The organism is Arcticibacter svalbardensis MN12-7 (genome assembly GCF_000403135.1).
GTDB classification, from domain to species: Bacteria; Bacteroidota; Bacteroidia; order Sphingobacteriales; family Sphingobacteriaceae; genus Arcticibacter; species Arcticibacter svalbardensis.
Map to the genome: position 1 here is coordinate 1 of NZ_AQPN01000043.1, position 20,481 is coordinate 20,481.

The 20,481-nt window shown below is 37.8% G+C and carries 20 protein-coding genes; 11 read left to right on the forward strand and 9 right to left on the reverse strand.

Annotated elements, in window-relative coordinates:
• Nucleotides 1-54: 54 nt before the first annotated feature.
• On the reverse strand, nucleotides 55-2,007 hold the full coding sequence (locus ADIARSV_RS04585; RefSeq protein ID WP_016194238.1) for a KUP/HAK/KT family potassium transporter: 1,953 nt from the start codon (nucleotides 2,005-2,007) through the stop codon (nucleotides 55-57).
• A 183-nt stretch (nucleotides 2,008-2,190) separates the two neighbouring features.
• Here ADIARSV_RS04585 and ADIARSV_RS20425 point away from each other — a divergent pair, with 183 nt between their 5' ends.
• The 6 genes from ADIARSV_RS20425 to ADIARSV_RS04615 all read left to right on the forward strand — a co-directional run bounded on the left by ADIARSV_RS20425 (nucleotide 2,191) and on the right by ADIARSV_RS04615 (nucleotide 7,511).
• A complete protein-coding gene (locus tag ADIARSV_RS20425; RefSeq protein WP_052016950.1) occupies nucleotides 2,191-2,712 on the forward strand; it encodes a T9SS type A sorting domain-containing protein in 522 nt (173 codons plus the stop codon).
• 109 nt (nucleotides 2,713-2,821) lie between these two features.
• Nucleotides 2,822-3,433, forward strand: a complete 612-nt coding sequence (locus ADIARSV_RS04595; protein ID WP_016194241.1) for a fumarylacetoacetate hydrolase family protein — start codon at nucleotides 2,822-2,824, stop codon at nucleotides 3,431-3,433.
• The gene (locus ADIARSV_RS04600) at nucleotides 3,420-5,135 is read left to right on the forward strand and encodes a peptidoglycan DD-metalloendopeptidase family protein (RefSeq protein WP_052016957.1); all 1,716 of its coding nucleotides are present in this window, start codon (nucleotides 3,420-3,422) and stop codon (nucleotides 5,133-5,135) included. Before ADIARSV_RS04595 ends, ADIARSV_RS04600 begins: the two co-directional genes overlap by 14 nt.
• 4 nt (nucleotides 5,136-5,139) lie before the next feature.
• A complete protein-coding gene (gene bcp / locus ADIARSV_RS04605; protein ID WP_016194243.1) occupies nucleotides 5,140-5,607 on the forward strand; it encodes a thioredoxin-dependent thiol peroxidase in 468 nt (155 codons plus the stop codon).
• Between the two features lie 76 nt (nucleotides 5,608-5,683).
• Nucleotides 5,684-6,529: a transketolase gene (locus tag ADIARSV_RS04610; protein ID WP_016194244.1), complete on the forward strand. Its 846-nt coding sequence runs from the start codon at nucleotides 5,684-5,686 to the stop codon at nucleotides 6,527-6,529.
• Between the two features lie 22 nt (nucleotides 6,530-6,551).
• The gene (locus tag ADIARSV_RS04615) at nucleotides 6,552-7,511 is read left to right on the forward strand and encodes a transketolase family protein (RefSeq protein ID WP_016194245.1); all 960 of its coding nucleotides are present in this window, start codon (nucleotides 6,552-6,554) and stop codon (nucleotides 7,509-7,511) included.
• 147 nt (nucleotides 7,512-7,658) lie between these two features.
• Here the strand turns inward: ADIARSV_RS04615 and ispG are convergent, their stop codons facing one another.
• The 7 genes from ispG to ADIARSV_RS04645 all read right to left on the reverse strand — a co-directional run bounded on the left by ispG (nucleotide 7,659) and on the right by ADIARSV_RS04645 (nucleotide 13,063).
• Nucleotides 7,659-9,677 carry a (E)-4-hydroxy-3-methylbut-2-enyl-diphosphate synthase gene (gene ispG, locus ADIARSV_RS04620; RefSeq protein WP_016194246.1) on the reverse strand — a complete coding sequence of 673 codons (2,019 nt, stop codon included), beginning with the start codon at nucleotides 9,675-9,677 and terminating at the stop codon, nucleotides 7,659-7,661.
• A 91-nt stretch (nucleotides 9,678-9,768) separates the two neighbouring features.
• Nucleotides 9,769-9,921: a hypothetical protein gene (locus tag ADIARSV_RS22385; RefSeq protein WP_016194247.1), complete on the reverse strand. Its 153-nt coding sequence runs from the start codon at nucleotides 9,919-9,921 to the stop codon at nucleotides 9,769-9,771.
• 15 nt (nucleotides 9,922-9,936) lie between these two features.
• Entirely contained in the window at nucleotides 9,937-10,323 is a 387-nt protein-coding gene (locus ADIARSV_RS04625) for a glycoside hydrolase domain-containing protein (protein ID WP_016194248.1), read from the reverse strand.
• Nucleotides 10,324-10,515: 192 nt separating this feature from the next.
• Nucleotides 10,516-10,755 (reverse strand): hypothetical protein, encoded by a 240-nt coding sequence (locus ADIARSV_RS04630; protein ID WP_016194249.1) that lies wholly within the window; start codon nucleotides 10,753-10,755, stop codon nucleotides 10,516-10,518.
• Nucleotides 10,756-10,996: 241 nt separating this feature from the next.
• Complete coding sequence (locus ADIARSV_RS04635; RefSeq protein ID WP_016194250.1) at nucleotides 10,997-11,611, reverse strand: RDD family protein; 615 nt, start codon at nucleotides 11,609-11,611, stop codon at nucleotides 10,997-10,999.
• A 1-nt stretch (nucleotide 11,612) separates the two neighbouring features.
• A complete protein-coding gene (locus tag ADIARSV_RS04640; protein WP_016194251.1) occupies nucleotides 11,613-12,545 on the reverse strand; it encodes a LiaI-LiaF-like domain-containing protein in 933 nt (310 codons plus the stop codon).
• An 8-nt stretch (nucleotides 12,546-12,553) separates the two neighbouring features.
• Nucleotides 12,554-13,063 carry a PspC domain-containing protein gene (locus ADIARSV_RS04645; protein ID WP_052016952.1) on the reverse strand — a complete coding sequence of 170 codons (510 nt, stop codon included), beginning with the start codon at nucleotides 13,061-13,063 and terminating at the stop codon, nucleotides 12,554-12,556.
• Between the two features lie 284 nt (nucleotides 13,064-13,347).
• Here ADIARSV_RS04645 and ADIARSV_RS04650 point away from each other — a divergent pair, with 284 nt between their 5' ends.
• The 5 genes from ADIARSV_RS04650 (at nucleotide 13,348) to msrA (ending at nucleotide 17,706) form a co-directional block, all read left to right on the forward strand.
• Entirely contained in the window at nucleotides 13,348-14,079 is a 732-nt protein-coding gene (locus tag ADIARSV_RS04650; protein ID WP_016194253.1) for an MlaE family ABC transporter permease, read from the forward strand.
• Nucleotides 14,076-14,828: an ABC transporter ATP-binding protein gene (locus ADIARSV_RS04655; RefSeq protein WP_016194254.1), complete on the forward strand. Its 753-nt coding sequence runs from the start codon at nucleotides 14,076-14,078 to the stop codon at nucleotides 14,826-14,828. The genes ADIARSV_RS04650 and ADIARSV_RS04655 overlap by 4 nt, the downstream gene beginning before the upstream one ends.
• A 117-nt stretch (nucleotides 14,829-14,945) precedes the next feature.
• The gene (locus ADIARSV_RS04660; RefSeq protein ID WP_016194255.1) at nucleotides 14,946-15,842 is read left to right on the forward strand and encodes a class I SAM-dependent methyltransferase; all 897 of its coding nucleotides are present in this window, start codon (nucleotides 14,946-14,948) and stop codon (nucleotides 15,840-15,842) included.
• A 264-nt stretch (nucleotides 15,843-16,106) separates the two neighbouring features.
• Nucleotides 16,107-17,123, forward strand: coding sequence for a hypothetical protein (locus ADIARSV_RS04665; protein ID WP_016194256.1), 1,017 nt, complete (start codon nucleotides 16,107-16,109; stop codon nucleotides 17,121-17,123).
• A gap of 40 nt (nucleotides 17,124-17,163) precedes the next feature.
• A complete protein-coding gene (msrA, locus tag ADIARSV_RS04670; RefSeq protein ID WP_016194257.1) occupies nucleotides 17,164-17,706 on the forward strand; it encodes a peptide-methionine (S)-S-oxide reductase MsrA in 543 nt (180 codons plus the stop codon).
• Nucleotides 17,707-17,708: 2 nt separating this feature from the next.
• On the opposite strand, the gene ADIARSV_RS04675 is transcribed toward msrA, so the two are convergent.
• Entirely contained in the window at nucleotides 17,709-20,462 is a 2,754-nt protein-coding gene (locus ADIARSV_RS04675) for a DNA gyrase/topoisomerase IV subunit A (RefSeq protein WP_016194258.1), read from the reverse strand.
• Between the last annotated feature and the right edge of the window lie 19 nt (nucleotides 20,463-20,481).

Consider the following 20,481-nt stretch of genomic DNA (forward strand, 5'->3'; position numbering starts at 1 on the left):
ATGAATGTTATTTAGATTGATAAACCTTATTTAGTCAAGCATAAAACTGCTCAACTAATTATTATCGTACTTTATTCGGGTAAGATCTACCGTATCTGTCGTGGTTACTATCAAAGGAACCTGCTCTACGGTAACGAAACTTAGATCTAAGCCAAAACCTTTCTCTTCAGAAAGACCAAGACGTTTGAGTATAAAGTAATAAGCCATGGTGAGTCTTTCAACCAAACTTAGTTTATTAGAGCGGGAAAGAACTTTTTCCAGCACCACAAATCTAAAGTCACCTACAATATGATGCTTATTAAGTGATGGGTATTTACTGGTGATGTCAATTTCGCCGTTTTTAACCAGCTCCTCTACCACTAACCTAAAAAGTACGTTGATACGTTGCTCAATGCGGAAACCAAGTTTAAAATCTATTCTGATTAGTTTCTGAGGAATTAAAAAATCAACTTTATACTCTAGTGTATAAGGCTCATCCGTAACATCAACATGTACTAACCAGTATACGTCGGCACGCTTAGGCTGTTTCTGAAGTATAGAGTACATGATCTTTGCTTCAATCTCAGATTTAAAGTTTGCACTTGTAAGGTAAATTAGCTGCGATGCATATTTAGGAATACTGGTATCTTCACTTAAATCATTGATGATGGTATAATAATCTTCCACCTCTACAAATTTCACATAGCGGTTCTTAATCCTTCGGGCAGCGGACCATGACCACATGACCGAGAATATAATCACAGAAAGCATGATTGTAAACCAACCACCATGAAAGAACTTGGCCATATTACCAATTAGGAATACTAGCTCAAGCACTCCATATACGACAGCAAAGGTTAAGATCGCATATAGAGGAAATCTTTTTCGCTGAAGGTATACCGTAACCAGAATGGAAGTCATAATAAAGGTAACTGTTATAGCAAGACCATAAGCACCTTCCATTGCTTCCGATCTTTTAAACAAAAGGATAACCACAATACAGCCTGCCCATAAAATCCAGTTCATAGAAGGAACATATAATTGTCCTTTTTGATCAGAAGGGTAATTGATTTTAACCTTCGGCCATAGATTAAGTCGTACTGCTTCAGAAATTAAGGTAAAAGAGCCGGTAATCATGGCCTGACTGGCAATCACGGCTGCAAGTGTTGCAATGGCGATACCATAAGGGAGAAACCATTCGGGCATGATCAGGAAAAAGGGATTGTTACCAATACCCAGTGTTGCACCCTGATGTTGCCATAACCAAGCGCCCTGACCAAAATAATTGAGCAGTAAACAGGTCTTTACAAACATCCAGCTGATGCGGATGTTATCACGTCCACAATGGCCTAAGTCAGAATATAACGCTTCAGCCCCAGTAGTACACAGGAATACAGCACCTATAATAAGTAAGGCAGCGGGGTTGCCGTATAAAATATGCCATGCATAGTAGGGATTAACCGCCTTTAATATAAAGGGACTTTCAAAAACATAAGCAGCTCCAACAACAGCCATTGTTCCAAACCATATAGACATCATGGGTCCGAATGCTTTCCCTAAATGAGAAGTACCAAATTGCTGGATCACAAAGAGCAGTGAAATGATGATAATGACGATGGGAACCGTTGGGAGATCTTTAGAAAATATTTGGAGTCCTTCGATAGCAGATGATATGGTGATTGGTGGAGTGATCATCCCATCGGCTAAAAGAGAGGCGCCTCCGATCATAGCGGGAAAAACCAGCCATTTTGCCCTTCTTTTTACGAGGGAGTACAAAGCAAAAATACCTCCTTCACCCCTGTTATCAGCACGGAGTGTAATAATCACATACTTAATGGTAGTTTGAAGGGTAAGCGTCCAGAAAATACAGGAAAGTCCCCCCAAAATAAGGTCTGTTGTTATAATACGATCGCCTATAATTGCTTTAAAAACGTATAAGGGAGAGGTTCCGATATCGCCGTATATAATACCTAAGCTGATTAATAATCCTGCAGCTGTAAGTTTGTTTAAATCTTTGTGATTTGCCACTTTACTTGTTTAAAAGACGGATGCAAAAGTAAGTTATGAAATCCATTTAAACAATGACCATTTTTAATAGATTATTTCGTAAATTACAAAAGAAAATCAAGAGGTTTGTTAAATTTTGTTAAATAAGATTTCGTTTTAGTTTAATATCTATTAAATCATTAGTTTTGTTAAAGCATTTAGAATATGAAAAAAATCTACCAAATCTCTATACTGTTTTACTTTACTTTACTGGGCGTCAACGCTTTCGGTACTAGTAAATTCCTTTTAAGTAAGGCGGATGCTTCCGATTCTACCAAGAGAATACAGCAAAAAGGTGCCTCTCATATAACAGATACGCGCCCAAACAGACCCTCGAAGGCTGATGTTAGGTTAAATATCACTCCATTTAAGCCTTTGGCATCCCGTCCTGTTGGCTCTTCATCTAAGGCTGCTTCAGATTTTAAAGTCTTGAATAATGTTAAAGTATATCCTAATCCTGCGGAAGATCAGATTACCATTTCTTATACATTAACAAAAGAATCGACTGTTACGATCAAGATTATGGATGTTTTAGGGAATGAAATTGCAACTCTTTTATCCCAGCGTCTCCCATCAGGTGAACAGAATAACAGCTTTAACATCGCATCGCGTTTAAACAGTGGATATTATTTCATCCGTTTATTAGCGGGTAATGAAACAGTTATCAAGCGAATCTCTATTTTGTAAACAATCCTGTATAGAGAGCTTGCCCTAATTATTTAAATTCGATGATCGACTCATTCCATGTAGTGAGCGAAATTTTCTTGTTTAATTTTTTAAAAAATAAATCAGACACATGAAGATCATTGCTATAGGTAGGAATTATGCTGAACATGCTAAAGAACTAAATAATCCGGTACCCGGAGTTCCTGTTATCTTCATGAAGCCGGAAACGGCCGTTCTGAAAGATAATCTACCTTTCTACTATCCTGAATTTTCAACAGATATCCATCATGAGATTGAAATTGTTCTAAAGATCTGCAAGGAAGGAAAGTATATTTCCGAGAAATTTGCAGGGAACTACTATGATGAAATAGGTCTTGGAGTTGATTTTACAGCCCGGGATATTCAAACTATACATAAGGAAAAAGGTTTACCATGGGAACTGGCTAAGGCGTTTGATAACTCTGCCCCTATCAGTGCTTTTAAGTCCAAGGAGTCTTTTCAGGATATTTACAATCTGAACTTCAGTTTAAATATAAATGAAGAAACAGTGCAAATGGGCAACACAAAGGACCTGTTATTTTCGTTTGAAAAGATAATTGCATTTGTTTCACAGTACATCACCCTAAAAAAAGGGGATCTTATTTTTACCGGAACACCAAAGGGTGTCGGTAAAATAAATGTAGGAGATCGGCTTCAGGGATTTATAGAAAAAGAAAAGCTTTTTGATTTTGAGATTAAATAATTTTCGCACCGTAATTTTAGGTACACTTTTACACATTTTTAGTTACCCCCTTTTAGCACAGGTCTCTCCCGAGTTATTTCCTGCTACAGATTTCAGATTGCCTCTTGATATTAAACCAGCTTTAGCTGGTTCATTTGGGGAAATAAGAAGCACTCATTTTCATTCTGGTACTGATTTCAGGACCAATCAAAGAGAGGGCTACCCCGTTTATGCTGTCTCTGACGGTTATGTATCTCGTTTAAAGGTTCAGATTGGAGGATTTGGAAACGCAGTTTATCTTACCCACCCCAATGGCTATACAACTGTGTACGCACATTTACAACGTTTTAATACCGCTATTACGCGTGTTATTACAGCTCGTCAATATAGAACCCGTTCTTTTGCAGTAGACATCCCTCTTCTAGCAATTGAAATTCCAGTTAAAAAGGGAGATATCATCGCATGGTCGGGAAATACAGGTGGGTCTGCAGGGCCACATCTTCATTTTGAGGTGAGGGATAGCAGAACGGAGGATATTGTTAATCCAGCTTTATTGGGCATCACTCTTCCAGATAACATAAAGCCTACAATCAGTGGTTTCTATATGTACCGGCTAAATGGATTGCCATTCAATGAAAGTACGGTTAGACAATCTTTTGAGTTGATAGGAAGTAATGGAAATTATAAACTAAATAAGTCCCCAATAATTAATTTTAGTGGTGATATTGGATTTGGAATCAGTGCATATGATCTTCAGCCAGCGGGTAATAAAAATGGCGTTTATTCTATTGAACTTCAATTGGATAAGGCTACGATTTATGAGTCGGAATTAAATCAGTTTTCTTTTTATACCAGTGGTGCGGTATCCTCCCACATGGATTATCCTTATTACAAACGATCAAACAGAACAGTGATCAAGAGTTTTGTGGAGCCTGGTAATCCTTTAAAGATTTACAAAAATTTGGTAAACAGAGGGGTGATCAATATAACCGATGATAAAATCCATGAGTTGAGGTATATTGTAAAAGATGTGAAGGGAAATACGAGTATTCTGGACTTTAGAATCCGTTATAACGCAAAATCAGTGATTACCTCTTCTTATCCTGAGGGGCTGAAAAAGTTTAGCTATAACCAGGCAAATGAATACGCCACCAGTGATTTTATTATTAAAGTGCCTGCAGGAGCTTTATACAGTGATCTTAATTTCAGGTATAGTAAGGGGCCAAAGAAAGGCTACTCGGCAATTCATCGTGTGCATACCTCTTTGATTCCTATTGATGGCAGTTATAATCTTTGGATCAAAGCGGACTCTTCACTCCCTGTTCAGCTGCAAAGCAAAGCTTTAATTGTAAATGAAAGAGGTAGATCAGTGGGCGGTACTTATGAAAATGGCTATGTAAAAACCAGTTCAGGAGCGTTTGGAGAATTTAATGTAAGTGTGGATACCACAGCGCCTGTCATTCGGTCAATAAATGTAAAAGACGGAATGTCGGTTTCCGGTATTCCTGTTTTGAGGTTTAGAATTTCTGATAATTTATCGGGGATCAGCAGCTTTAGTGCTACTATTGATGGACAATGGGTTTTAACAGAATATGATCCGCGGAATGGCTCTGCATGGCATACTTTGGATAAATCATTGGCATCAGGAAAACATCATCTTCAATTTTCAGTTACTGATGTAAAGGGAAATTCTAAAACCTTTAACGCAATATTTTATAAATAAAAAAATGGCAGAGTTAAAAGAAGGAGATTCAGCTCCACAGTTTACAGCAAAGGATCAACATGGCAAGACTATCTCGCTAAGTGATTATGTAGGTAAAAATGTGATACTTTACTTTTATCCTAAAGATGACACCCCGGGTTGTACTGCTGAAGCATGTAATTTCAGGGATAATTATCATCGCTTACAGCAACAAGGTTATGTTGTATTGGGAGTGAGTACAGATGACGAAACTTCACACCAGAAATTTATATCTAAATATGAATTGCCTTTTACGCTGATTTCTGATGATAAAAAAGAGATTGTAGAAGCTTACGGGGTATGGGTGGAGAAAAACATGTATGGCCAAAAGTATATGGGCACTGCAAGAAAGACCTTTGTTATTGATGCTGATCAAAAGATCAATAAAATCATTACGAAGGTTGATACAGCGAATTCCTCTCAACAGGTTCTTGATTTATTAGCTAAAGATTAATAAATTGTCTTTATTTAGTAAAAATTTTAGTTGATATCTGAGTGCTATTTCATACTTTAGGCGCTTTGAAATAAATATGAAACCAGATATTGAAAAATTAACTGACATTGCGACTCAGGTTCGTCGGGATATTGTAAGAATGGTACATCAGTGCCAGTCAGGTCACCCCGGCGGTTCTTTAGGTTGTGCAGATTATTTTACAGCCCTTTATTTTCATGTATTAAAGCATAATCCAGACTTTAATATGGATGGAACGGGCGAAGATCTTTTCTTTCTTTCCAATGGACACATTTCTGCAGCATGGTATAGTGTGCTTGCCCGTTCGGGATACTTTGAAATTAAAGAACTTTCTACTTTCCGCAAAATAAATTCACGTGTTCAGGGTCATCCTGCAACGCATGATCATCTTCCGGGAATTCGTGTTGCTTCCGGTTCTCTTGGACAGGGTTTATCTGTTGCTATCGGTGCAGCGCTTGCTAAAAAACTTAATGGCGACGATCGGTTAGTTTACACCCTTCATGGTGATGGTGAACTACAGGAAGGTCAGATTTGGGAAGCTGCCTTATTTGCTCCTCATAACAAGGTTGACAATTTAATTTCTACCATTGACGTAAATGGCCAGCAAATAGATGGTCCTACGGATAGAGTACTTTCTTTGGGAAATTTACACGCTAAGTGGGAAGCTTTTGGTTGGGATGTTCTGGAAACAAATGGAAATGACATGGAAGCACTAGTTGCTACCCTTGATTTGGCTAAAAGCAGAGCATTTAAAGGTAAACCAATTATGATCCTGATGCATACTAATATGGGTCACGGTGTGGACTTCATGATGGGTTCTCATAAATGGCATGGTGTTGCACCTAATGATGAACAGTTAGCCGCAGCGCTTGCTCAACTTACATGTTCTACCCAAGACTATTAGTCGTTAACAAAGAGATACTTTAATGAAGAAATATACTTTTACAGAAAAAAAAGACACACGGTCTGGTTTTGGTGCCGGACTTCTAGCAGCTGGTAAAAAGAATAAAAATGTGGTAGCCTTATGTGCTGACCTTGTTGGATCACTTAAAATGGAAGCTTTTATTAAGGAGTTTCCAGAAAGATTTATCCAGGTTGGTATTTCAGAAGCGAACATGATGGGTATGGCAGCAGGTTTAACTATTGGTGGAAAGATTCCTTTTACAGGAACTTTTGCTAATTTTTCTACCGGTAGGGTTTATGATCAGATTCGTCAGTCTATTGCCTATTCAGAGAAAAACGTAAAGATTTGTGCTTCACATGCTGGTTTAACTTTAGGAGAAGATGGGGCAACGCATCAGATTCTGGAAGATATAGGCATGATGAAAATGCTTCCTGGAATGACGGTTATTAATCCATGTGACTATAACCAAACTAAAGCGGCTACAGAAGCTATAGCTGAGTTTGAAGGTCCTGTTTATCTTCGCTTTGGTCGTCCGGTTATCCCTATATTCACTGATCCTGATCAGGAATTCATCATTGGAAAAGCATGGATGGTGAATGAAGGTAAGGATGTCAGTATTTTCGCAACCGGTCACCTGGTGTGGGAAGCGATCTTAGCTGGAGAAAAACTGGCTGAACTTGGCATCGATGCGGAGATTATCAATATCCATACGATTAAACCTCTTGACGAGGCAGCGGTATTGAAATCAGTAGCCAAAACAGGTTGTGTGGTTTCAGCTGAAGAGCATAACCGTATTGGTGGACTTGGCGATAGTATAGCGCAACTGCTTGTACGGAATAACCCTACTCCACAAGAGTATGTGGCTGTTGATGATTCCTTTGGAGAAAGTGGTAAACCTGCTGAACTGATGGCTAAATATCATTTGGATTGCGATGCTATTGTTGCTGCAGTACAAAAGGTAATTGCTAGAAAGAAGAAGTAAGAATTTCTATATTTTATACAAAAATAGGCTGTCCTTTTGAGTAGGGATAGCCTATTTTTGTATTTTTTTATTTAAGATTTGATTCGTTTTTTTTTGATTTGATCTAAAGAATGAGTTTAAGAAGTACACATTTTGATAATATGTTTTTTATGTAGGGATTTGAATATCTAATTCAATCCAGTTACCATCTTCCCGGATGATATCAATCAATTCATCCAATGCATTGTCCTTATTCACACTCTTTTTAACCACTTCTTTACCTCTATACAGGGTTATCTTACCAGGACCCATGCCTACGTAGCCATAGTCTGCATCAGCCATCTCACCGGGTCCATTTACGATACAACCCATTATAGCGATCTTGACGCCTTTAAGGTGACTGGTTCTACTCCTGATCATTTGGGTTGTTTCCTGAAGATCAAATAAAGTACGTCCACAACTAGGACAAGAAATGTACTCCGTTTTAGAGATCCTGGAGCGGGTTGCCTGCAGGATGACAAAAGAAGTACTCACGATGGTCTTTGCTGAAACAGTACCGGAATTAAGCCATATTCCATCGCCGAATCCATCTAGCAGCAGTGCTCCGACATCTGTGGAAGAATACAGTTGAAAGTCAGAATCCAGCTTATCCTGTAGCTCAAGAACTTCAGACTTGGTTGTATACGATCTTTTTATAATTACAGGAGTTTGAATCCCTGCATTCTCGAGGGCAAAAAAGAACTGCCGCTGGTCTGCCATACCATGTGATTGATCGGTTGTCAACACAAAAACAAGGGTTTTATCTGTTGATAGGATCTTGAAAACACTAAGATATTGCAGGAGGTCTTTGTTGCTTACCTGTACCAGATTTAAGTACTGATCCTTTAATTGTGCTGACTGAAAGTCATTCCATGAAGCAAACAGAGGATGCATATTCTTTTTGTCTGTAATTTTAAGCCAGGTAGAGTAATCATACAATTGTTTCAGATTTCCCGGCATATTGAATGAAGGAAGCTGATCTGCCAGGTAAACAAAATCAACAGACTGCTCTGCCATATTGAATTTATCCAGTAGCGGTGAGTACAAATAACCAGCAGCTGCAAGGATCTGTGGATCCATTAGGCTAGACTTGGATAGGTCAAGAATAACACGTGGAACCTGATGCCCACCTATAAAAGTATTGAGTTCAGTGGTTATGCGTTTGGTATATTGATAAGGACTAAAGCCAATGGGTACCGGTATGGTAACATCTGGTTCGTCTTTAATAAGTTGAGTCCTGTGTTTATATCTATCAGCCAGGGCGATTGCTACAGGAGCCTCCAGTTCCGGATCTTCTGTTAAAGAAACGCGGATAGTATCACCTAATCCGTCTTCCAGAAGTGTTCCTATGCCTACAGATGATTTAATTCTTCCATCCTCTCCATCACCTGCTTCTGTAACGCCCAGATGTAAGGGGTAATTCATTCCCTCTTTGTTCATGGTTTCCACTAGAAGCCTGTAAGCCTGCACCATCACCTGAGGGTTGCTCGCCTTCATGGAGATGACAAGGTTATAATAATTCAGGCTTTCGCACATGCGCATGAATTCCATAGCCGATTCGACCATTCCTCCAGGTGTATCACCATAATAGCTCATGATGCGATCGGATAATGATCCATGATTGGTACCAATGCGCATAGCCGTACCATATTCTTTACAAACCTGAACAAGGGGAGCAAACTTTTTATAGATCCTTTCTAACTCAGCTTCGTATTCAAAGCTGGTATATTCCAATTGATCAAAGCGTTTCTTATCGGCATAGTTACCCGGGTTGATCCTTACTTTTTCAACAATCCTTGCTGCTGCTTCTGCTGCATTAGGGGTAAAATGGATATCGGCAATTAAGGGCACATTATATCCTCTTGCAAGGAGCTCTTTCTTTATCGCTGCTAGATTGAGTGCTTCTTTAATACTTGGGGCTGTAATCCGTACATATTCGCAACCTGCATCTACCATGCGGATAGTCTGCTCTACAGTACCTATAGTATCCATGGTATCGGTAGTGGTCATACTTTGAATCCGGATAGGGTTGTTAGCGCCCATTGGAATATGCCCAATCGATACTTCCCGTGTCAGGTATCTGGAGTAATCTGTTAAAGAATTGCAGTAAAGACCTTTTAAGGGTATGCTGGAAATAGAAGCGTTCATACTTATTTAAAATCTATTACAAAAGTAATAATTAATATGTTTGAACGCTCCTGTATGTCTGAATGAGAAGGGTACAATAAAATTTACACGATTATTTACTTGCCGCTGATAAAGAGAATGGTTTATCGGCTGCAGTTAGCCCCTTTTCTTTTGCAGGATTACTTCCCATTTCAAATTTTAGCGTGCAAACATTGGTGATATCTGATTGTCTGAAATAGTGAGCGGTGTAATTTTTACCATTCAATGTAGCTGATTGGATCTATACGATTTTGCCATTATTATTAGTGGCCTCAATAATGAATTTCTTCTCGTTTTCCAAAGTAATGGTTGCCTTTTTGAAAACAGGACTTCCTATTGTATACTGATCGGTACCCGGACAAACGCTATAAAAGCCTAATGCACTTAGCACGTACCAGGAAGATGTTTGTCCCGGATCTTCAACACCTGGATAACCATTTTCAGTAGAATTATATAAGCGGCTCATCACCTGACGGATATGATATTGCGTCTTCCAAGACTCTCCTGCATAATTGTACAGGTAAATCATATGCTGTATAGGTTGATTTCCATGAGCATACTGTCCCATATTTGCCATTACCATTTCCGTCATTTCATGGATCATTCCTCCATAAGTGCCGACGTTCACTTTATTAACCTGAGTTCGATGGTTGATAATAATTAGGTTTGCTGTCTCATTAGAATGACTCAATCATGTAGCTCTCTCCTCTTCATTTACTTTTAATACGCCAGTAACGGGCATAAAAGAAAAGACGGCATAGTCATTATTCCAGGAGCTGCACTGATGCGCTTGCTGAAATCCCCTAATTGTTTTTTTCTCCTACTGATATTTCAAGCCATCATCATTTCTTCCTGTTTGTGGTGTCCAGGTATTCATTCCATTGAGCAAAGCTGTTGTTGGGTAGATATTTCCACGTGTAAGCTCATGTTTTGAATTGCTACCTTGAAGTGTATTTACATAATGTACCAGCTCTGGTGTCTGTGCAAAAAATGGTCTAATAAAAAGTAAGAGAATCTTAATTTCATAAGCAAGTACTTTACACCGTGATTTTGGAAGCAATTTAGTGTCAGAATTTATAATAGCTAATTGTTGCCTGTTGTAAATTAAAAGAACGGACAGTATTTAATGGTTTACTTTTAGGTTGAAAACAATTGTATAAAACAAATATAAATTGTATTAAACGAATGAAAAATATAATACTCCAATTTAATAACACTGAATAAGTTTTATCAACACCGCTCTATATGACCTACATCCTAACCAGAAAGCAGAATTTCAGTTTAAGTAAAAGTATGAAGGCTTAAATAAGACGATCCCTGACTACTAAGGTTTTCGCAATCCGATCATGCCAGCATTGTTGTTTTCTATCAAAAAAGCCAGCTAGGTAACCAATTCCCAAACTTAAAATACAAAGAAGCTTTAAGCTATTTCGATAAAAGCTTTGTTTAAGGTTCAAGGGATTGGTGTCTTCAGTCGTAACCTTTATACCCAGCCATGACTTACCAAATGTTCCCTGTCTTTTAGAAGCCTCCATGAACACATTCATAAAAAATTTAATGATAGGAATTACAGGTAAAAAAGACACCGATACGGCCACTCTAAGATATTGAGACTGACTATTAGAGATTTTGATTATAACAACAATGAGGATCAGGTAGATAAAAAGCAATAATAAATAATCTATGACAGCAGCAAGGAGGCGCATATCCATAGAGGCAAAATATTGTGCATGCGCTTTTTCAAGTTTAAATCCAAGAGCATCACATAAAACAGCAATTTCATGTGCTTCTTTATAATCACTCATTTTACTCGTTTTGACAAAAGTGTCCGGAGTGATTTGCATTCCCTTCATTTCTTCTATCGAGAAAGGGCCTTGAGGTTTACCTGATCGAACAACGAAATAGTTTTCTTCCATATTAATACCGGTCAACATGAAATTTGGAAAATCCACCTTTCATATTAATGATAATTTTACTAGACGCAGTATTGAAATTAGAGGTTTGATAAGAATCCTTACCGGTTGAATTAAATCCTTCAAAATCACTTGATGATAAACCTGAATCCGTTTTTATAGTACATCCCGAAGATTCAGGTACAGAAATATTTATTTCTGATATACCTGATTCAATGGTTACTACCGTATATTTATTCAAATCACCCATCTTAATATCAAAAGAGGCAACCCCACCCTGAAGTTTTAAGGTACTAATTTTGAATCGGGTTAAGTCAAATTCTGTTTTCCCAGCACCTGTTTCTAAATTAATGGCCCATAATGGTTGAGTATTTAAAGCCAATACCACTTGATTCGCTTTTGACTTATTCATATCCCAGTTACTCTTCCCTGTCATTTTAAAATCTACAGTTTCGGTACTATCGCCAGACGTTTTGAATAACGAATAGTTTCCATAGGTTTTCTTCACTTGCGCAGTAACCAATGTAGAAGAGCTATCCTTAAGTATAAACATGGTAGCCCCACCCTTTATATTTAGAGTCGCGAGACGAGTTCCCTTGACGAAAGGCTCACTAAATACTGTAGATTTAAGCTTATCTGTATCTTTATTGAATAAATCGCCTTCATCAAAAAAAGGAATACCTTCTCTTCCTGATGTATTAATACCTTTATAAGCAATAAATGACAACACGATTATGGTGATTAAGATAGAAACAAGACTACCTGCCTTATTAGTTGAATAAGAAAATAACATATTCACACCAATCAGGATCAGAATAACGGGCCAGAATCTCCAAATAGTAGCCCAATCAAAACTAATCTGATCAAAGTTCTGCAATAGCAAAATCCCTCCTATAAAGAGGAGCACTATTCCCCAAATAATCCTTTCAGTCTTCATATAAGTATTTATGTTAAGGGTTGATCGTCTGTTGGTTCATTAAACTTAAATTCCTCTTTTTTCACTTCTTCAACTTTCTGCTTCTTACCCGATCTGAAGAGGAAAACCAACCCTATTATGATTAATATGACTGGCCATAATTTTCTCAGTTCAAACCAATCAGGAACAAAACCGAATTCTTCAAATAAAAAGTAAACCCCTAAAGCCACCAGAATTAGTCCTGCAATAGGCGCATTTTTTGATCGCTTGCCCATATCTCCAAAGGTGCGAAAGGAACCAGGGTTTGCACTATAATCCCCATTTATTTTAGCATCCGAATCGAAAGGAAATGTACAAGGTTTTGCAGGTACAACGATCCATAATATAAGATAAATCAATACTCCGGATAACCCAAGTACAATCATCAGTATAAAGATCAGCCTTATCCACATCACCTCAATCTCAAAGTATTCTGCTAAACCGGCAGCTACTCCGGCCAGAACTTTATTATTTTCATCTCGCTGCAGTTTCTTTTCCATAACCCCGATAATCAAGCTAATTAATAAACAATTATCTAATCATTAGAGATTTCTTTATAGACTTTGTTACAGATGATTCATTTATCACTTGTAAAGGTCTATATTATAATACAGGCATAAAAATTCGAACAATTAGAATTGAGAGTTACATGACGATTAATTAAAACATCGACTCAAAGATTATGTTGTTGCCTTAGTTAGCAAACGACATAGTTTTAAAGATTCAGAAATTTAATTAATTTAGCTATCATTATAATTATCATATAAAATATACGCAATCATATATGTTTACAGATTTCGGAAGATATATTCTTCTCCTAAAAGCAGTATTCAAACGCCCTGAGCAGTGGAAGATCTATTGGAAAAACATCAGTCACGAAATGGTATATATCGGCGTAAACTCCCTATACCTTATTGGCATAATTTCCGTATTTGTAGGAGCTGTAATGACCTTGCAGATTGCTTTTCAGCTACAAAGTGACCTGATACCTAAAACAATCATCGGATCTGTAAACCGTGACTCTGCTATCCTGGAACTTAGCCCTACCATCAGTGCCTTGGTACTGGCCGGAAAGATAGGCTCGTCCATTTCATCTGAAATTGGGACGATGCGTGTTACAGAGCAGATTGATGCTTTGGAAATTATGGGAATTAACGCTCCCGGATTTCTGATTCTCCCCAAAATTATTGCGGGTGTAACCATGATTCCTTTGCTAGTCATTGTATCCATTGCCTTAAATATTATAGGCGGCTACATTGGAGGAACCTTTTCGGGCGCAATCACAGGATCTGATTATTACAGAGGCATCACCGAGGGATTCAATCCTTTTACTATTGTAGTCTCTTTAGTTAAAGCTTTCTTTTTCGGTTTTATCATTACTACTGTATCTGCGTATCAGGGCTATTACGTTAAAGGAAGTGCATTAGAAGTAGGTCGTGCAAGTACAAGCACTGTGGTTATCAGCTGCATTTCTATTCTATGTGCCGATTATGTGATTACAGATTTATTATTATGATCGAAATAAAGGACATCCATAAATCATTTGGAGATAATTATGTCTTAAAAGGTATATCCGGGAAATTTGAAGCGGGAATGAATAACCTGATCATTGGTGGTTCAGGATCAGGAAAAACGACTCTTTTGAAATGTATGGTTGGCTTGCACGAACCTGATGAAGGTTATGTGTTGTATGATGGACGTGACTTTACCCGCCTCACCAAAGATGAGCGAATAGATATCAGAAAGGAAATCGGCATGCTCTTTCAAAACTCTGCACTTTTTGACTCGATGACTGTACAGGAGAACGTGATGTTTGCTTTGAATATGTTTACGAAGCAGAGCAAAGAAGAAAAGTTAGAACGGGTAAATTTCTGTCTGAACAGGGTTAATCTTGAAGGGAAAAATGATTTATACCCATCTGAACTATCAGGGGGAATGAAAAAGCGCGTTGGTATTGCCCGTGCTATATCCATGCAACCCAAATACCTCTTTGTTGATGAACCCAATTCAGGACTTGATCCCCTTACTTCAATCGTTATTGACGAACTTATTGATGAAATTACCAATGAATATAACATCACTACAGTAGTAGTTACCCATGATATGAATTCAGTAATGGGGATTGGTGAAAGTATATTATTTCTTGCTGAAGGTAAAAAAGAATGGGAAGGTTCTAATAAAGAGATTGCTCACACGGACAATCAAAGGGTAAATGACTTCGTTTTCGCAAGTAAATTCGCTCAGGCAGCTAAAGAAAAACTATAATCTTTTCTACCTGAAAATTATACCACAGAGCTGATTAAGTCCTTCCTGGATTATTTTTTCCAAGTATGCTGTCTATATTTAGTAATTTCGCAATCTTAATTACGGATATAATTAGCTATGATTGCATTACTTACACCTGAACATTGGAAAGATTACGAACTATTAGACTGCGGAGATTTCGAAAAGCTCGAAAGATTCGGAAACGTGGTTCTTATCCGTCCTGAACCTCAGGCAGTATGGTCCAAGCAATTGCCCCCGTCTGAATGGCAAAATCTAGCTGACATTCGTTTTCAGGGACGTTCAGCTACTTCAGGTGAATGGGCAAAGAAAAATAGTAAAACACCTGATCGCTGGCACATCACTTATCGCAATAACGACATTGAAATCAAATTCCGCCTGGCATTAACTTCCTTTAAACATGTAGGGATTTTTCCGGAACAGGCTGTTAACTGGGACTTTATATCCAGCACGATCAAGGAATTCAGCACTCCTCAGCCCAAAGTTCTAAATCTTTTTGCTTATACAGGCGGTGCATCTCTGGTAGCTAAAGCTGCAGGTGCTGACATCACACATGTCGATTCAATTAAACAAGTGGTAAGCTGGGCAAATGAAAATCAGGAGTTATCCGGATTAAAAGATATCCGCTGGGTGGTAGAAGACGCCTTAAAATTCGTTAAAAGAGAAATCAAAAGAGGAAAAACATACAATGGTATTATTCTTGACCCTCCCGCATATGGCCATGGACCAAATGGTGAAAAGTGGAAATTAGAAGATCAGATTCTTGAAATGATGAATGATGTCGCTAACCTTCTTGATCCTGAGGAACACTTTATGATTTTAAATACCTACTCATTAGGGTTTTCATCCGTTATTGTAGAAAATCTGATCAAGGACTCGATTAAAAATCCTCATAATTTGGAAACAGGTGAGCTTTATTTACAAGCAAAGACTGGAAATAAATTACCACTTGGTGTTTTTGGTAAAATCAAAAAGGTTAGAGCAGTAAACAAATAAACGATTGAACTGAATTTACAATTCTAAACTCCATAATCCCTAATTTTGCTATACCCTATTTTAAGAGTTCCGCATAAACAGGAAGCGCTAAAATTTCAGACTGATAACGATGATACCAGACCATTTTCACCTGTCTTTGTACTCTAATTCAAAAGAATAAGGTTATGAAATGACCTACAAAGTGATAATCTTAATTCTTTTGACTACTTTGGTTGAAATTTTACTTCAATTTTTATAATGACTTATAAGTTCTTAACAGTAGTAATGTGTGCATCATGCATCATTTCTCTTGGATGCAGCGAAAATAAAAGTACCGCAAGTTCAAAAACCGCACTAAATATCTCTACTCAAAAACAAACAGTAGAAGGTGAGGCTGATAGCTTAGCAGTCAGCAATACTATAGACACATCAGACTATAATAAAAGGAACTTACACCTGGCAAATGGAGATACTTCAGGTTACTGGCCTGTAAAGAAACAGCCATACCCGCTTCCCGGAGCTATCTTGCCTTTCAAAAGAATTATAGCTTATTATGGAAACTTATACTCGGTAAGAATGGGTGCCCTGGGCGAATATGCACCTAAAGAAATGCTTGCTCGTCTAAACGTTGAAGTTAAAAAATGGGAGAAAGCAGATCCTGGTACTCCTGTGCAACCAGCTTTACATTATATAGCCGTAGTGGCTCAAGGCGCTGCCGGAAAAGATGGTATGTATCGTACCCGGATGCCTGATAAACAAATTGATTCGGTTCTCACAATTGCTAAAAAAATCAATGCAATAGTATTTCTGGATATTCAGGTCGCTTTAAGTACCGTCAAAGATGAACTTCCTTACTTTGAAAAATATCTAAAATTACCACAGGTTCATTTAGGAATAGATCCTGAATTCTCCATGAAAACTGGCGCAAAACCAGGTACCCGCATAGGCACTTATGACGCTGCTGATATTAATTATTGCTCAGCTTACCTGGCCAAACTGGTTATCGATAACAATCTTCCTCCCAAAGTACTTACCGTTCATCGTTTTACCCGAAAAATGATAACAAATACAGAAAACATTAAACTTCATCCTGAAGTTCAAATTGTAATGCACATGGATGGATGGGGTCAGCCTGAATTGAAAAAAGGAACTTATCGCCACTGGATCTATCCTGAGCCAGTTCAATTCACAGGATTCAAACTTTTTTACAAAAACGATATCAAACAAGCTCCTAAAAGAATGATGACTCCAGAAGATCTTTTAAAATTAAAACCTCAACCCATCTACATTCAGTACCAATAAAACTTGAAAAACATTGCCATTAAATCTGCGTTATTAATTTATGGCATTAGAACAAGCAACTTTTGGAGCAGGATGTTTTTGGTGCACTGAAGCAGTTTTTCAGGGACTTAATGGTGTATCATCATCTATATCCGGATATATGGGAGGTGAGCTTCCAAATCCGAATTATAACGATATCTGCAGGGGCAACACAGGACATGCAGAAGTAATCCAAATAGATTTTGATCCCAGTATCGTAACCTATGAAGAATTACTTCTGGTCTTCTTTAAGACACACTCCCCGACTTCTCTAAATAAGCAAGGCAACGATAGTGGCACACAGTACCGTTCTGTGATTTTTTATCATAATCAGGAACAAAAAAAAGCTGCTGACTTTATGATCGATACCTTAACTAGAGAAATGGTATATGATAAACCTATTGTAACTGAAATTGTACCCGTTTCCGAATTTTATAAGGCAGAGGACTATCACCAGAATTTTTTTAATAATAACCCCTTAAAGGCTTATTGTGTATTTGTTATCCAACCGAAACTGTCCAAGTTTACCAAGGATTTCAAAGAAAAGCTTAAACTACAACAGTAAAATTAAAAAAGGTCAAGTTGCCCTTTATCATCTATATCATCCGGATTGGTAATTTCCAGCTTGATATCTTTACCTTTTTTTGGAGCAGGCAAGTCTTTCTTAGCAGGCAATTTTGCAACAGGTAATTTATCTTCCTCAACGGCATCCGTATCTAATTCCACAACATCCTTTTCCGCTTCTTCATCAGCCTTCTCTGCCTCAACTACCTCTTCCAATGAAGATTCAGGTATAGGGCCAGGAACATCCTCTTCATCATCATGTTCTGCGATGAGCTCAATGTTCTTTATATCAAAAGCAGACAATTTATTTCCCTGCGCTTTCATACCCTTAATATCAATAGTATCTGCCAGGTTCAGTTCAAACTGTTCTACAGCCTGATTTTTCCCCTTACTTATTTCTAACCTTACTACAGGCTGCGCCGCACCAGAAATCATTCTAAGTTTTGATCCACTTTCTTCATTAATGATATGTACCGTTTTCCCGATTGAAATATCATCAAATTTAAACCGCTTCACATAATAGTTTTTAGTCTTTCCATCCAGATGGATTACGGTATACACTTTATCAGCATCATACTTTTCAATGAGCACCATTTTATCATCAAAATGATTAGTCAGATCAAAAGAGCTAAGCTCATAAATCCCTGCTGCTGAAACAGTAAGAATTTTATCTGATCCATCAAATTCACCCAGATATATTCCCCTGCTATCTACATTTAAACGTTTTAAACTTTCATCATACCATATCTTTCGACCTGATAAAGTAGAAATCCCCCTGCTTTTCAATACCACCTTTCGAACCGGATATTTAGTAACAGTATTACCCATTGAACCACGTCCCTTTATAGAAATATCTGCAAAATTTACATCAAGCTGTAACTTTTTTAGTTTTGAATGAGGTTTCAATTGAATAGTAACTACCTCCGCTTCTCCATTTGGATTTGCGCTAAAATAGTATAGTTTAGAACCCTTAGTGCCCTTAGTCAGATCATATTCTTTATCCCGGGTCACCCCTAAAACAGCAAATCTTTTCACATAACAGGTTCCGCTCTCCCCATCTTTATAGATCATGTTGTACACAGTACGTTCATCGCCCTTTTTAAACACGGCAACATGAATAATATCCTTCCCAACGAAAACCTTATCCTGGATCTTAGTAACGACAAAGCGTCCTCCCTCTCTAAAAACAATTATCTCATCCAGATCGGAGCAATCACAAATAAATTCATCCTTTTTAAGTCCTGTACCAATAAAACCGTCAGCTTTGTTTACATACAACTTCACGTTAGCCAGAGCAACTTGTGTGGCTTCAACCCGATCAAACACACGAAGTTCGGTTTTACGTCCCCTATCCTTACCATACTTATCCCTGATGTGTTCAAACCAGGATACCGTATATTCAACCAGGTTCTTTAAGTTATGCGTAACTTCTTTTATCCCGTCTTGTAAAGATTTCAACTGTTCATCCGCTTTCTTCACATCAAAGCGGGTAATGCTACTCATCGGCCTTTCAATAAGCCTTTTATAGTCCTCCGGTAGAATAACGCGATAAAACTTAGGAAAATAAGGTTCAAATAACTTATCCAGCACTACAACAACCCGCTCAAAACTGTTTGAACTTTCGTACTCAGTATTTTTGTACATTCCCTCCTGAATAAAGATCCTTAACAGGGAGCTGAAGAATATTTTTTCCTTCAATTCCAATAAGCGGATCTCCAACTCACGTTTCAATAGATTACGGGTGTTATTGGTATTTTCAATCAGGATATCATTTACACTTAAAAAATGAGGTTTATCATCTTTGATGACACAGGTATTTGGAGAAATGGATACCTCACAATCAGTAAAGGCATATAAAGCATCTATGGTTACATCAGGAGAGGTTCCTGGTGCCAGATGGATCATGATCTCTACATCCTTTGCCGTATTATCCTCAATCTTTTTTATCTTAATCTTTCCCTTGTCATTAGCCGAAATCACACTATCAATCAAACTGCTTGTTGTAGTAGAAAATGGAATTTCAGTAATGGCAAGCGTCTTTTTATCTCTTTCCTCAATCTTTGCACGGACCCGAACTTTTCCTCCTCGTTGTCCTTCATTATAATTGGAACAATCTGCGGTACCTGCTGTAGGAAAATCCGGCAATAACTGAGGTCGGATTCCTTTTAACACGCCAATCGAAGCATCTATAAGTTCAATAAAGTTGTGAGGAAGAATTTTTGTTGCTAACCCTACTGCTATTCCTTCAGCACCCTGAGCCAATAATAATGGGAATTTAACAGGCAAGGTTATCGGTTCCTGATTCCTACCATCATAACTAGCTTGCCAATACGTAGTATCCGGATTAAAAACAACTTCTAAAGCAAATTTAGAAAGACGTCCCTCAATATATCTTGGTGCAGCTGAAGAGTCGCCAGTCATTGGATTTCCCCAGTTTCCCTGCGTTTCAATAAGAAGGTTCTTCTGACCGATTTGCACCATAGCATCACCAATAGACGCATCACCATGTGGGTGATATTTCATGGTATTGCCTATCACATTTGCCGCCTTGTTAAATCTGCCATCATCCATTTCTTTTAAAGAATGGAGAATTCTTCTTTGAACTGGTTTAAAACCATCATTAATATGTGGCACTGCCCGGTCTAATATTACATAGGAAGCATAATCAAGGAACCAATTTTCATATAAACCATTAATAAGAATGACATTTTGCAACTTATCTCTATTCTCATTATTATTACTCGACTCTTCGCTCATTATATCAATAAAGATCTTG